The 13,778-nt window shown below is 68.2% G+C and carries 12 protein-coding genes; 6 read left to right on the forward strand and 6 right to left on the reverse strand.

Translation table 11 applies throughout. From position 1 onward, the window contains the following. Positions 1-44 precede the first annotated feature (44 nt). The 3 genes from ABRP34_RS08285 (at position 45) to ABRP34_RS08295 (ending at position 1,842) form a co-directional block, all read left to right on the forward strand. On the forward strand, positions 45-362 hold the full coding sequence (locus tag ABRP34_RS08285) for a hypothetical protein (protein WP_353712833.1): 318 nt from the start codon (positions 45-47) through the stop codon (positions 360-362). Positions 363-425: 63 nt separating this feature from the next. Continuing rightward, entirely contained in the window at positions 426-794 is a 369-nt protein-coding gene (locus ABRP34_RS08290) for a hypothetical protein (protein ID WP_353712834.1), read from the forward strand. A gap of 370 nt (positions 795-1,164) precedes the next feature. Continuing rightward, a complete protein-coding gene (locus ABRP34_RS08295) occupies positions 1,165-1,842 on the forward strand; it encodes a hypothetical protein (protein WP_003804107.1) in 678 nt (225 codons plus the stop codon). 41 nt (positions 1,843-1,883) lie between these two features. Here the strand turns inward: ABRP34_RS08295 and ABRP34_RS08300 are convergent, their stop codons facing one another. The 6 genes from ABRP34_RS08300 to ABRP34_RS08325 form a co-directional block, all read right to left on the reverse strand. Then, a complete protein-coding gene (locus tag ABRP34_RS08300; protein ID WP_353712835.1) occupies positions 1,884-3,278 on the reverse strand; it encodes an MFS transporter in 1,395 nt (464 codons plus the stop codon). Between the two features lie 14 nt (positions 3,279-3,292). Next, the gene (locus tag ABRP34_RS08305) at positions 3,293-4,996 is read right to left on the reverse strand and encodes an ABC transporter ATP-binding protein (protein WP_353712836.1); all 1,704 of its coding nucleotides are present in this window, start codon (positions 4,994-4,996) and stop codon (positions 3,293-3,295) included. Further along, positions 4,989-5,834: an ABC transporter permease gene (locus tag ABRP34_RS08310; RefSeq protein ID WP_353712837.1), complete on the reverse strand. Its 846-nt coding sequence runs from the start codon at positions 5,832-5,834 to the stop codon at positions 4,989-4,991. The genes ABRP34_RS08305 and ABRP34_RS08310 overlap by 8 nt, the downstream gene beginning before the upstream one ends. After that, positions 5,827-6,768, reverse strand: coding sequence for an ABC transporter permease (locus ABRP34_RS08315; RefSeq protein ID WP_353712838.1), 942 nt, complete (start codon positions 6,766-6,768; stop codon positions 5,827-5,829). Before ABRP34_RS08315 ends, ABRP34_RS08310 begins: the two co-directional genes overlap by 8 nt. Positions 6,769-6,805: 37 nt before the next feature. Further along, positions 6,806-8,353: an ABC transporter substrate-binding protein gene (locus tag ABRP34_RS08320; RefSeq protein WP_353712839.1), complete on the reverse strand. Its 1,548-nt coding sequence runs from the start codon at positions 8,351-8,353 to the stop codon at positions 6,806-6,808. 185 nt (positions 8,354-8,538) lie between these two features. Continuing rightward, positions 8,539-9,753, reverse strand: coding sequence for an MFS transporter (locus ABRP34_RS08325; RefSeq protein ID WP_003804099.1), 1,215 nt, complete (start codon positions 9,751-9,753; stop codon positions 8,539-8,541). Positions 9,754-9,966: 213 nt separating this feature from the next. Here ABRP34_RS08325 and glgX point away from each other — a divergent pair, with 213 nt between their 5' ends. The 3 genes from glgX to ABRP34_RS08340 all read left to right on the forward strand — a co-directional run bounded on the left by glgX (position 9,967) and on the right by ABRP34_RS08340 (position 13,776). Then, positions 9,967-12,132, forward strand: a complete 2,166-nt coding sequence (gene glgX, locus ABRP34_RS08330) for a glycogen debranching protein GlgX (RefSeq protein WP_353712840.1) — start codon at positions 9,967-9,969, stop codon at positions 12,130-12,132. A gap of 253 nt (positions 12,133-12,385) precedes the next feature. Beyond that, the gene (locus ABRP34_RS08335) at positions 12,386-12,664 is read left to right on the forward strand and encodes a hypothetical protein (RefSeq protein WP_353712841.1); all 279 of its coding nucleotides are present in this window, start codon (positions 12,386-12,388) and stop codon (positions 12,662-12,664) included. Between the two features lie 221 nt (positions 12,665-12,885). Beyond that, a complete protein-coding gene (locus tag ABRP34_RS08340) occupies positions 12,886-13,776 on the forward strand; it encodes a hypothetical protein (RefSeq protein ID WP_353712842.1) in 891 nt (296 codons plus the stop codon). Positions 13,777-13,778: the final 2 nt, after the last annotated feature.

The following is a 13,778-nucleotide window of genomic DNA, read 5'->3' on the forward strand; positions in this document are numbered from 1 at the left end:
TGCCGGAAGGGCCCGCGGGGCGGCGCAGGTGGAAGGTAAATAAGATGATGAGCCCGGATCCGTATTCACCCGGTGACAACCATTGGCAGTCCCCCACGCCGGAGAGGCTGCCTGCCCAGCACGCCGCCGCAGTCCCCGCAGCAGTCCCCGCCACGGCACGGGCAGGCCAACGGCCAGCCCAGCGCACTCCGCAGGGCGGAATACTGCAGCGCCAGCTGATGCGGCTCATCGGCGAAATCCTTGGCGACGAGGGCCTGAACTCGGAGATCCGGCTGTCGCTGCTCAGGCACATCTCCGAACACCCCGGACACCCCGAACAGGCAATGCTGGCGCATTTGCACGAGATCCAGGAGCGAGGCTGAAGCCCGCCGGTTCCCGGGCTTCCGCCTACACGAAAATTCTTTCCGATGCCCCTGGAGTGGACCATGAAAAGCAGAGCAGCCGTCGCGCTATGCGTGGCCGGGATCCTCGTGACCGGATCCGCCGCCCTGGCCGTCAATACGCAGGTATTGAACACCACGCCCACGGGCACCGGCAACGCGAACAATGTCCTCCTGCCGAATAGCGCGAGCAGGACTCCGGCTCCGGCCGCCGTCGTCAGCGTGAAAGCGACGCCGAGCGTGACGTCTGTGGACGGCGGCGGCCAGCGGCCGACGCCGTCGCTCAAACCAGGTGACGACGGCGACGATAAGGGTGGCCTGCGCACCACCGCGGAACCGGGCGATGACCAGGGCGGACATCGCAAGTCGCCCGAACCGGGAGACGACAGCGGCGGACACGGTTCGGACGGCTAAGACGCAATCCGCACCGCGGCGACCCCCCTCACAGCAGGCCATCTGCATACCTGCGGGAGGCCGATTCGAAGGTGCCGCACTACACGATCGTCAGACCAAATTTGGGGGCGACGCGCCGATCAATAGAACACGCTTTCTTTGCTTAATCCGTAAATCAACCTGTATCGTATTCATTTAGGTAGCCCGAAACTCCTCCAGAGCCACAAGCTCCAGGAGCCCCCGCCCTGCATCGCAGCGCGCCAGCCACGCCAGGCACCATAAGAAAATCCCCAACCCAGCCCAGCAGTTCCCTGCTGTCCGGATCTCCCGGCCAGCCCAGCTCCCGGCACCACTCTCAGGGGAGCACAACAGTGATGAAAGGCCGGCATTTATGATCGCCGACACCCGCACCACCTTGACCCGCCCTGAAACCCGTACCGCGGCAATCTCCGCAGCCTGGTCCCAATCCCAGCGCCAGTTCGTTCCCCGCCGCAACCGCGCCGCGCTAAGGACCCCCACCTCCCGCAGGCAGACCATCCGGCTGTTCCTGCTGGGCGTCCTCTGCACCGCAGGCTGGCTCGCCTCCCTGCTCGTGGGGCACTTCGTGGACTGCGGCCCGGAACTCCACCGCATCGGACTCGCCGCCCACATCCTCGCCCTGGTGCTGTCCTTCGGCACCATCCTCGTTGTCGACTGGCTGGGCCTGCTGTGGCTCATGGGCAAAGTGCACATGCACGAATCACCCAAGCTTGAGAAGGCAGCGAAGCCGCTGATCTGGGGCGGCCTGGCACTCCTGCTGGCCTCCGGAGCCCTCATCCAGCCCGACCTCACCAACCCGGTAACCGCGGTGAAGCTTGGCTGCGTGCTCATCCTGATGCTGAACGGCCTGAGCATCGCCCCGGCCATGCACAAGATGTTCGCGCTTCCGCGGGAAACACGCTTCAGCGAACTGGGCCGCCGTCTGCGCACGCGGCTGCTGATCGCGCTCAGCATCTCGCAGGCGTGCTGGTGGACGGCCGTGCTGATCGGCCTCGTGAACAGCACCCTCCGCCGCTGGACGGGGACGTAACCACCGCCCGCGCCGCCCAGTTTGGTTTGGCGGCGGGGCCGTTATGCCACCCGCTCCTGTGAATTCGCAGCTGCCGTGGGTGCGAGCCCGTTGCCGCGGTGGATTCCGTGCAGCAGCCGCGGCATCGTCAGCGCGGCAAGGACCGCGAGACCCACCATCGGCAGCCAGGGTGTGCCCGGCCACCAGTGGTGCCGGTCCGTCAGGTCCAGCAGCCAGCCCAGCAGTGCATTCCCAACCAGAACGGCGATGCCGCCGCAGGTAGCGGACAGTCCGTAATATGCGCCGCGGCCTGACGCGGCCCCCTCCGCCGGGATGAACCGCGGAATCAGCGACAGGATTGTGGGCGTCAGGAGCATGTGTCCCAGGATCAGCGCGCCGACTATGCCTGCCATCAGGGCCACCGCACCGGCCTCCGCCGAGGCAGAGGCCACGGAACCGGATGCCACGGGACCGGCGGATTCCGCGTCGCCGGACGTCACGGCGGCCGCGGCCAACGCGGCGCCCAGCAGCAGAAAGCCTGCAGACATAGCCCGGCCCGGCCCCAGCCGCTGGCCGGCCGCGGCCACCGGCAGCTGCAGAAGCAACGTCAGCACGGAGGCGAGCAGGAAAAGCATGGCCAGCCACGAACCGTCCAGGCCCCGCCGGTCCAGCTCCAGCGGGAACGTGAAGTAGAGCTGGTTGTAGGCCACCATGTTGGTGCTGGCGAGCAGGCAGAACCCCACAAAGCGCCGGTTCTTCAGGCATCCAAGGGCGCCCAGGGACTTGCCCGGTGACGCTCCCGGCTCCACCGCGCCAGCTACCGTCTTCCCCGGTGAACCGGCGGGCAGGCGGAACCACAGCACCACCGTCACCGCAACAAAGATGGCAATGCCGGCCGCCAGCGCCGCTCGGAAGCCCCACCCCAGCAGGGCAGCTCCCAGGAGCGGGCCAACCAGGGCACCCATCTCCCCCGTGATGGCCAGCCAGACGAACACCGAGCGCCGCGCCTTACCCGGGGCCCGTTCCTTGGTCTGGCCTGTATTGTCCGCAGGGGACGGGTCTGAATGGGACGGGTCTGAATGGGAGCGGTCCGCCCGGGACAGCTGCGACTCCAGGGCAGGCGAGAACAGCGCCCCTCCCGCACCGGTCAGCACGGCGCCGAGCAGGAACAGCGTGAAATCCGAAGCGGCCGCCAGCGTGGCGTACCCGGCGATGCGGACCAGGCAGCCGGTCAGGATCGCGCGGCGGGCGCCCCACCGGTCGGCGATCAGCCCGCCGAACAGGAACATCCCCTGCTGGCTGAAGGTCCGGGCGCCAAGAACAAGCCCGACGGCGGCGGCGTCCAGTCCGTAATCCCCGCCCATGGCGCCGGCCAGGAAGGGAATCACCGCGTAGAAGCCCAGATTGAACACCAGCTGGGTGCCGAGCAGAATGCGGGTTTCAGGCAGGTACGCCATGGGTCAGGTGGTCCTTATGAGTCCGGGCTGGTGACGAGTTCGAGGAGACGGGTAGTCCCCAGCCTGCCGGACCCCCGGTGGGCACAGGCCGCCAGGTCATTGCAGGCCACAGGGGCGGCGCAAGCCGTCGGGTGGGCGCGGGCGGCCGCCACCAGTTCCTTGCTGTGCCGGTGCTGGGGGTTGGCGAAGAAGTCGGCAGTGCCGGCCAGCTCCACCAGGGCACCCTGGTACAGCACGGCCACCCTGTGGCTCATGTACCGGATGACGTTCATGTCGTGGGAGATCATGATCAGCGAAAGCCGGCGGTCCCGGTGCAGGCGCAGCAGCAGGTCCAGGACCTTCCGCTGCGTCACGGCGTCCAGCGCGGACGTTGCCTCGTCGCAGATCAGCACCGCCGGGTCCAGCAGCAGCGCCCGGGCGATCGTCAGCCGCTGCAGCTGGCCCCCTGAACACTGGCTCGGGTACCTGTCCAGCATGCCGGGTTCCAGCTCAACGTCCCGGACGGCCTGGTGGATGCGGTCCCGGCGTTCGTCAGCCGTGCACGTCCGCTGCCGTCGCAGCGGGGCTTCCAGGCTGGCGAACAGTTTCATCCGGGGATCGAAGGCGTCGTGCGGTTCCTGGAAGACCAGCTGCACCTCGGTGCCGGGGACGCCGGAACCGGCGCCGCCGTCGTCGTTCCTGCCGTCCGCCCTGGACAGTGTCCGGGCGATGCTGCCCCGGTCCGGGGCCTCGACGTCCACCAGCAGCCGGGCAAGCGTGCTCTTCCCGGAGCCGGACTGGCCGAGGACGCCGAGGATCTCGCCTTCCCGGAGGCTCAGCGAGACGTTGTCCAAGGCCGGGCGGACGCCGCGCCCTTTGGCGAACCGCTTGGTGACGCCCTGCAGGGCCAGGATGTCGCGGGACGGTCCGGGCTCGCCCGCCGCGGCAATACGGCGGCGGGTGAGGGCGCACGCCTCCAGAAGCTCCCTGGCGCATGCGGTCCGGGGCGCGCCGAGGACGGTCCTGGCCGGGCCTTCCTCCTGGACGCAACCGGCATCCATCACCACCACCCGGTCGGCGAACGCGGAGACGGTGGCGAGGTCGTGGGTGATGTAGAGGACACCGAGCCCGTGCCGGCGCCGCTGGTTGTCGATCAGTTCCAGGATCTGCCGCTCCAGTACCTTGTCCAGTGCGGAGGTCGGCTCGTCGGCGAGCAGCAGCTCCGGCTGTCCCGCCATTGCCACGGCCAGCATGGCCCGCTGCGCCATCCCGCCGGACAGCTGGTGCGGATAGCTCCGGGCAATCCGCGCGGGATCGTCGAATCCTGCGTCGGCCAGCAGCCCCAGCGCCTGCTCCCTGGCCTGGCGGCCGCGCAGCCCCCGGTGCAGCTTCAGCGGTTCGGCCAGGTGGCTGCCAATGGTCATGCGGGGGTTGAACATCCGCTTGGGCTGCTGGTACAGCATCCCGATCCGGCCGCCGCGCAGGCGGTTGAGCTCCGCGCCGCTGGCGCGCAGCAGGTCCGTCCCGCCCAGGCTGATGGACCCCGACCCGGCCTGGATCTGCGGCGGCAGCAGTCCCAGGACGGCCAGCGCGGTCATCGTCTTGCCGCTTCCGGAGGCCCCCACCAGGGCAACGAACTCGCCCGGAGCCACGGACAGGCTGACGCCGGAAAGCACCGGGCGGGAAGCCGGCGCCCGGACGCTGAGGTGCAGGTCCTCGATGAGCAGGCCCTCAGGCATGGGTGGCCTCCGGTGCAGGGGCGGCGGCCAGCAGCAGCCGGCTGCTGGACATGCGCGCCAGGTGCTGGCCGATGAGGGTGACGCACAGTGCCACGGTGAAGATCACCAGGCCGGGCGCGAGGATGGTCATCGGCGACCTCACGGCGTAGGGCTGGGCGGCGGCGAGCATGGAGCCCCAGTCGGACTGCGGGGGCTGCACCCCCAGGCCCAGGTAGGACAGGGCTCCGACGCTGATCAGGAACTGCCCGAACCGGAGCGTGGCCTGCCCCAGCAGCGGCCCTGCCAGGTGCGGCAGGATATGCCGCCGCACAGTGAACCACGGCGAGCAGCCCAGCACACGGGCCGCCTCGATGAAGCCGCGGGCGGAGACGTCGTAGGCCAGCGCCCGTGCAAGCCGCGCGAAGGGTGTCCAGCCCGTGACGGTCAGGGCCAGCAGCAGGGCGGGATACCCCGCTCCCAGCGCGGCCACCAGGAACAGCGCCACCACCATTTCCGGCATGGCCAGGAGGATGTCATTGGTGCGGGTGAAGAACTCGTCCAGCCAGCCCCGCCGCCGGGCGCTGAGCACGCCGATCGCCGTGCCAATGACCGCAGTGAGCACCGTGGCGAGGGCGGCGATGGTCAGGGAGAAGCGGCCGCCGTCGAGCAGCCGGCTCAGGGTGTCGCGGCCCAGGTGGTCGGTGCCCAGCCAGTGGGTTGCGGTGGGCGCGGACAGCCGGGAGGCAAGGTCCTGCTCCGCCGGCGGATAGGGCGCGATCCAGCCGGCCAGGGCCACGGACAGCACCACAACGGCCAGGATGCAGGCGGCAAGCCTGATGTGAAGCGGAAGTTTACGCATGGCGCAGCCTGACCTGGGGGTTGAGGAGTCCGTGGACCAAATCCGCCACCGTAGTCAGCAGGACAGCCAGCCCCACAACCACCACCACGGCCCCCTGCGCCAGCGGAATGTCGCTGTTCAGGACGCCGTCGAACAGCAGGCGCCCCATGCCTGGGATCGCGAAGATGACCTCGATGATGACGGATCCGCCCAGCAGGCCTGCGAACCACACGGCCGCCAGCGTGGTGAGGGGCAGCAGGCCGTTGGGGATCACGTGCTTCCGGACCGTATGGAAGTAGCTCAGTCCCCTGCCCCGCGCAGCGGTGACATGCTCGGCGCCCAGCGCATCCAGCATTCCCTCGCGCACGGCGGACGTGAAATGGCTCGCCGGACGCAGGGCGAGGACCGCCACGGGCAGCACCGCCGACGTCGGGCCTTCCCACCCGGCCGACGGCAGAACGGACAGTTCGAGCGCGAAGACCAGCACGAGCATCGGCGCCAGCCAGTATTCCGGCATGGCGATGAACGCCTGGGAGACGGCGGTGATGGCCTTGTCGGCCGCGCGGCCCTCGTTCAGGGCAGCGGCGATGCCGAGGATCACCGCTATCAGCGCGGCCACCGCGAGCGTCATGACCACCAGGCTGAGCGTGACCCAGAGCGCGGGCAGCACCTGGTCCACCACGGGCGTGCGGCTGGTGTAGGACAGGCCCATGTCGCCGCTGGCGAAGCGCCCAAGCCAGCGCAGGTACTGCGTCCACAGGGGATCCTGGAGTCCCAGCTGGGCGCTTAATGCCTGGACGGCGGAGTCATCGATCGCGTCGCCGGCCACCCGCGAGCGGATGATCTTGCGCACCGGGTCGCCCGGAGTGACGTAGGGGATGAGGAACACCACGAAAGATGCCAGAAGAACGGCGACCACCAGGGCCGCCGTTCTCCTGGCGAGGAACAGCATCATGCGGAACCCAGCACTTTGGGTCCTGTACAGCGGAGAATCACGATCCGGACTTGGCCGTTTCGGCCCGGAGCACGTAGCGCGCCAGCGGGTCCTGGACGTGCGCCTGCAGGTCGGTGCGGACGGCGTCGATGGCCTGCTCATTGACCAGCCACACGTTCACGGCCTGGTCCTGGAGGATCTGGCCGGCTTCGGCATACAGCTTGTAGCGAGCCTCGGCGTCGGCCGTCGTGGCTGCCTGGGCGATCTTCTTGTCGTACTCGGCGTTGCAGAAGTGGCTGAGGTTGTAGGTGCCGTCGCAGGTGTAGTCAGCGGTGAGGAAGCCGATGGGGTCGGCGATGTCGATCAGGCGGTTGCGCTGGCTCAGCACCATGTCGTAGTTGCCGGACAGCAGGTCCGGTTCGACGGCGGCGTATTCCTTGGTCTGGATCTTCACCGGGACGCCCACGGCCTTCAGGTTCTCCTGGATGACGGTGGCAACGTCTGCGAACTCGGCGCGCTCCACGATGGCGATGATCTCCAGCGGCCGGCTGGCAGTGTAGCCGGCGGAGGCCAGCAGCTTCTTGGCGGCGTCAACGTCCTGCTTCGGCGTCTGCGCACCCTCGATGGCCCACGGCTCCGACGGCGCGAAGGGCCCGCTGGCCGGGATCGCCGCGCCCTCGTAGACGCTGGCGGCGAGCGCATCCAGATCAAGGGCCGAGCGGACCGCCTTGCGGAAGTCGACGTCATCGAACGGGGCCTTGCCGTTGTTCATGTACAGCGTGGCGGTCCGCGGCGAATCCGCCTTCAGGACCTTCACCTTGGAGTCCGACTCGAGCGCGGCCAGGCCGGAGACCGGGATGGACAGGGACACGTCCGCCTCGCCGGTCTGGACCTGGGCGGTGCGGGTGGCGCCGTCGGTGATGAACCGGATCTCGGCGCCGGCGAGCTTCACCTGGCCGCCCCAGTAGTCCTCGTTGCGGTCCAGGGTCAGGGACTGCTTCGGCTTCTCGGACACGGGCGTGAACGGGCCGGTGCAGTGGCCGAAGGGATCGACGGTTTCGCCCTTGAACGCGGCCGGCGACAGCACGCCGGTGTTCACGCTCGCGAGCCGGTAGGGCACCAGCGGGCTCTCGGTCGGGGTGGTCACGCGGACCGTGTGGTCGTCGATGGCCTTGACCGCCTTGACCACCTTCGGGCTGAAGGCGCGGGCGGGCACCTCGGCGTCCAGGACGTTCTGCAGCGAGGTCACCACCGCCTTGGCGTCGAGCGCGGCACCGTCCTGGAACTTGACGCCCCCGCGGAGGGTGAAGTCCCATTCGAGGTCGGAAACCTGCTTCCACTCCGTGGCGAGCGACGGCACGATCTTTCCCTGGGTCTCGTCGTAGCGTGTCAGGGTCTCGAGGCACCCGGACAGGGACAGAATGTAGGCGGCGTCGCTCTCCAGAGCCCAGTCCGCCACGGGTGCCCGGAAGTTGTCCACGACGATCCGCTGGTCAAGGTCGGCCGCCTGGCTGGATTTGCCGGCTTCGCCGCTGAAGCCGCAGGCGGACAGGGATAGAAGCGCCACGAGTCCCACGGACACGGACAGCGGGAATGAGGAGCGCACCGGTAAACCACCTAGATATGAATGCCTGCACACGGGGCAGGCGGAAAGCGAAAGGCCGAAAAGAGCCATGCTGAGTGTAGGCTAACCTAACTTCACCGTCCAAAGCGGCGGTGAAAGGCGCGAGTCATATCGGGACTTCCGTTACGCCTCGACCCGCCCAGCTGACTCGCAGTTGGGAAAGCGCGTCAGTAGTTGCGGCGGTGCCTGAGTCTGGGGAGTACGACGGCGAACACACCCGCGGCTGCGAACCCCAGTACCCCGGTGGCCGTCACGCCGGCGCCGAGGGAGGCCGCGGCCGTCACCGCGGAGAGAAGGACGGGGCCGCCGGTGGTGCCGGCGTCGGCCATGAACCGCCAGAGGCCCAAGAACTGCCCGCGGCCGCGGTCGGGTGAGAAGTCGGCGCCCAGCGTCATCACCAGGCCGGAGCTGATCCCATTGCCGAAGCCAATCAGCAGGGCAACGAGCAGCAGGCTGGTGAACCCGCCGGTCAGCGGGATCAGCACCAGCGCCACACCCATGATCAGCGTGGACGGGATGGCCACCCACTGCCGCCCGCGCCGGTCCATCACCTTGCCCGCCGGATAGAAGACCAGCATGTCGATCGCCCCCGAGAGCCCGTAGACCAGCGAGGCGTGTGTCGGGTCGAGGCCCAGGTGGTCGGCCCACAGCGGGATCACCACCTGGCGGGAGGCGCGGAGGGCACTCAGCAGCAGAATGCCGATTCCGGCGGTCAGGAAAACGCCCGCGTGCGAGACGGCCACGCCCCGCAGGGTGGGCTCCGGACCGGTCCTGGCGGAGGACCCGTCCACGGCCACCAGGTCAGGGACGGTGACGGCGAGCACGGCTGCAGCGGCCATGCCGGCCACGCCCACCCAGTACGCGCCGCTGATGCCGACGAAAGCGATGGCGGCGGCGCCGATGAACGGACCGATGAACGTGCCGATGCGGCTCACGCCGCCCAGCGTGGACAGGGCACGGGCGCGGAATTCAACCGGCACGGCCTCGGTGAGGTACTTCTGCCGGGCCAGGCTGAAGACGGCCGCGGACATCCCGACGACGGCCATCGCCACCGCGAGCAGCCAGAGTCCGTTGCCAATCACCAGGGACACTCCGGCGGCGAGCAGCGCCAGCGCCCCGCCGGCGGCCGCGCCCACGATGGACCAGCGTTCGCCGAACTTCAGGGTGATCATGGAGGCCGGCAGGTTGAAGAACCACGAGCCCAGGCCGATGAGCGTGACGATCAATGCGGCCACGGCAACGGACGCGCCCAGTTCACGGGCGGACAGCGCCACCACCGGAAGGATGGCCCCCTGGCCGATGCTGAACAGGAGCGCAGGTCCGAAGGCCGGAACAGCGATGCCGCGGAGGCTGAACGGCGGCGGGCTGTCGGGCGGAGTCATCCCCATAATCGTAGGCGCGGCCCCGGCCTGCACCCAGGAAACGGGGGCTCCACGAGGCCAGAATCACAAACAATTTGATTTACAGCGTCACGGGTTACCGCCAGACCTTGGCGAAATTACTAAGTGTGCTTAGCCTTGAGTCAGGGCGAGGCGCGCGGACCCCAACTGGACATCGAGTATGGTTCGGAAAACTGAACAGCCGCAGGAGTGATCATGGAAGTCTGGCCGGGCAGCGCGTATCCACTGGGTGCGACCTTTGACGGGATGGGGACAAACTTCGCCCTCTTCAGCGAGGCGGCCACCGCCGTCGAGCTGTGTTTGATAGCCGGTGACGGCACCGAAACACGCGTGGAGCTCCTCGAGGCGGACGGGTATGTGTGGCACTGCTACCTGCCCCAGATCCAGCCCGGGCAGAAGTACGGATACCGGATCCACGGCCCATACGACCCAGCCAAGGGGCAGCGCTGCAACCCGAACAAGCTCCTTTTGGACCCCTATGCCAAGGCCGTCGCCGGGCAGGTGCACTGGCACCCGGCGATGTTCTCCTACAATTTCGGCGACCCCTCTTCCCGCAACAACCAGGATTCGGCGCCCCACACCATGCTGGGCGTGGTGATCAACCCGTTCTTCGACTGGGCCGGGGACCGGCCACCCCGGATCCCCTACCACCGTTCCGTCATCTACGAGGCGCACGTCAAGGGGCTCACGGAGCTGCACCCCGAGGTGCCCAAGGAGCAGCGCGGCACCTTTGCCGGCGTCGCCCATCCAGCCGTCATTGCGCACCTGCAGCGGCTGGGCATCACGGCCATCGAGCTGATGCCGGTGCACCAGTTCGTCAACGACGGCATCCTGCAGGAGAAGGGCCTGAGCAACTACTGGGGCTACAACACCATCGGCTTCTTTGCGCCGCAGAACACCTACAGCTCGATCGGCCAGATGGGCCAGCAGGTCCAGGATTTCAAGGCGATGGTCCGCTCTCTGCACCGTGCGGGGATCGAGGTGATTCTCGACGTCGTCTATAACCACACGGCGGAAGGGAACCATCTGGGCCCCACGATGAGCTTCAAGGGGATCGACAACGCCGCGTATTACCGGCTGCTGGAGGGCGACAAGCAGTACTACGTCGACTACACGGGCACCGGAAATACCTTGAACGTGCGGCACCCGCACTCCCTGCAGCTGCTGATGGATTCGCTGCGGTATTGGGTCACCGAGATGCACGTGGACGGGTTCCGCTTTGATCTCGCCGCCGCGTTGGCCCGGGAATTTTACGACGTCGACCGGCTCTCCACGTTCTTCGAACTGGTGCAGCAGGACCCGATCGTGTCGCAGGTGAAGCTGATCGCCGAGCCGTGGGACGTCGGGCCGGGCGGGTACCAGGTGGGCAATTTCCCGCCGCAGTGGACGGAGTGGAACGGCAAGTACCGCGACACCGTGCGCGATTTCTGGCGCGGCGAGCCGGCCACGCTGGGCGAGTTCGCGTCGCGGCTGACCGGGTCCGCCGACCTGTACGAGCGGTCGGGGCGGCGCCCGGTCGCGTCGATCAACTTCGTCACCGCACACGACGGCTTCACGCTGCGGGACCTGGTGTCCTACAACGAGAAGCACAATGAGGCCAACGGCGAGGGCAACCGCGACGGCGAATCCCACAACCGCTCGTGGAACTGCGGCGTGGAGGGGCCCACGACGGATCCGAAGGTGCTGGCGCTCCGGGCCCGGCAGCAGCGGAACTTCATCGCCACCATGCTGCTGTCGCAGGGCGTGCCGATGATCCTGCACGGCGACGAGCTCGGCCGCACGCAGCAGGGGAACAACAACGTGTACTGCCAGGATTCCAGGCTCAGCTGGGTCAACTGGGATGCCGTCGACATGCCGCTCATGGATTTCACGGCCGCGGTGAACCGGCTGCGCGCCAAGCACCCCACGTTCCGCCGCAGCACCTTCTTCGACGGCAGGCCGGTGCGGCGCGGCAAGGGCGAGAAGCTGCCGGATATCGTGTGGCTGAACGAGGACGGCATGGAGATGCTCCCCGAGGACTGGGGCCGCGGGTTCGGCCGGACCATCGGCGTGTTCCTCAACGGTGACGGCATCCAGGGCCGGGACGACCGCGGCCGCCGCATCACGGACGTGAACTTCCTGCTGTACTTCAACGCGCACGACGACGACATCAAATTCGCGCTCCCGGCCAGTGAGTTTGCCGAGGCCTGGGACATGGTGATCAACACCGCCGGGACCGGAGTGGAACACGGACCCATCGACGCCGGCTCGGTGCTGAAGGTGGCCGCGAAGTCCATGGCGGTGCTCCGCGCCCGGGACCTGACACAGCCCGAACCCAACCTCTCCGTGGCCCCCGGACTCCAATCCCCCGGCCCCGCCTGACCCCTCCTCACCTCCCGCCGCCTCACCCCCAACCCTTCCTCACCTCCCGCCGCCTCACCCCCACCCCTTCCTCACCTCCCGCCGCCTCACCCCCAACCCTTCCTCACCTCCCATCGCCCGACCGGCCCGCGTCAAAGCAGGTCACGCGGAAATCACCCGGCCGAAACCACCCGGCAATGTGGCAGACCCATCCTGAAAGAGCGCCAATGGCGCATCACGATCGAAGCACCAACGGCGTCAGGATGGAGCCCTCATGCACGATTCAGCCGCGAACGACGGCGCGGCCCGTCGCATCATCGACTGCCGCAACCTCTCCCCCGGCGACAAAATTGAAGCTCACTACAACGGCCAGCTTTACTACGTGGGAACGGTGACGGAAACCGTGCCGGTCCTCGGCATGTTCTGGATTCTCGAGGCCGGGACCGGGACCCGGAAGCTCCTTGATCCACTGGCCCTGCTCGTGGTCCGGCGGACGGCCGCCGACACCGCCGCGGGCACCGCCGGCGGTCCAAATGCCATAGCAGGTCAGTGACGTTTGCCACGACCGGCATCGGTAGGTATTTTTACTGTCACAGCAATCTTCCGGGCGGCATTCAGGTAAAACTGAGGTCTCGCCGTCGTACTCCGGATGATTTGCGGTACGAGCGTCTCTCCTGCCTTGCCCGCCGGAAACTTCGGAGCAACAGCGATGAGCCGCCGCCGACCGCCGGGGCTGTCCCGGCGGCCACTTCATATTTGGGGGACGCACACACCATGACCGTATCCAAATGGGTCGCCGCCGGTTCGTCAGCAGCCGTGTTCGCCGGCGGGCTCTTCCTCGGGGCCCCCACTGCTTCCGCGGCACCGGGAGACCCCGCGTGTGTGCAGGCCTCCACCCAGTTTGAGGCTGCCCTCTCTGCGGCCGGCATCACCGAAACCACAATTGCCGATCTCGAGTCCAAGGCCGCAATCGCGGCGGACGCCGAGGCGAGCTATCTCGCGATGGTCGAAGCAGCCGGGGCAGTCCCCGCCGCCGAACTCGCGACTGCCCAGGCAGCGCTGGACGACGCCATCGCAGCGACCGCTGCCGCCGAAGCTGCACAGGAAGAGGCCGAAGAATCGGGCGATCCGGCCGCAATAACTGCCGCCCAGGACGCCACGGCAGCGGCCGAGGATGCCGAGGACGCAGCCCGGCAGGCCGTGACGGACCTGACAGCGGCGTACGACGCAGCCATCAACACGCCGGAGATCATTGCAGCCCAGGACGCCTTCAACGCAGCGGCGGCCGACTTCGATGCCGCGCTGGCCGCGGTCTCGCTCGATGAAGCTTCCGCCGCCGGCCTCGCGGGCCTCTTCGAGGCGTTCCTCGCAGCCTGCAATCCGGACTCCACCGAGATTGATCCGGTGACGCCGCCGGTGTCGGCACCGGTCACTGCGCCGGGAAGCCCGACGCCGGCCCTCCCCAATGCGGTCAACGAGACTCCCGCCGGAGGTGGCAGCGCGTTAGCCGTCACGAACAAGGGCCTCAACGTGCAGACCGCGGCAGAAGCCGAGCCGGGCGTCCACCCCGGGCTGGCACTCCTCGCAGCGCTCTTGGCGGCGGGCATCGCCGTGCCCGCAGCCGTCGCCGTGAGGATGCGCCGCCTGGAGCGCAGCCGCAACTAGGC

Source organism: Arthrobacter sp. K5, from assembly GCF_040448525.1.
GTDB lineage: Bacteria > Actinomycetota > Actinomycetes > Actinomycetales > Micrococcaceae > Arthrobacter > Arthrobacter globiformis.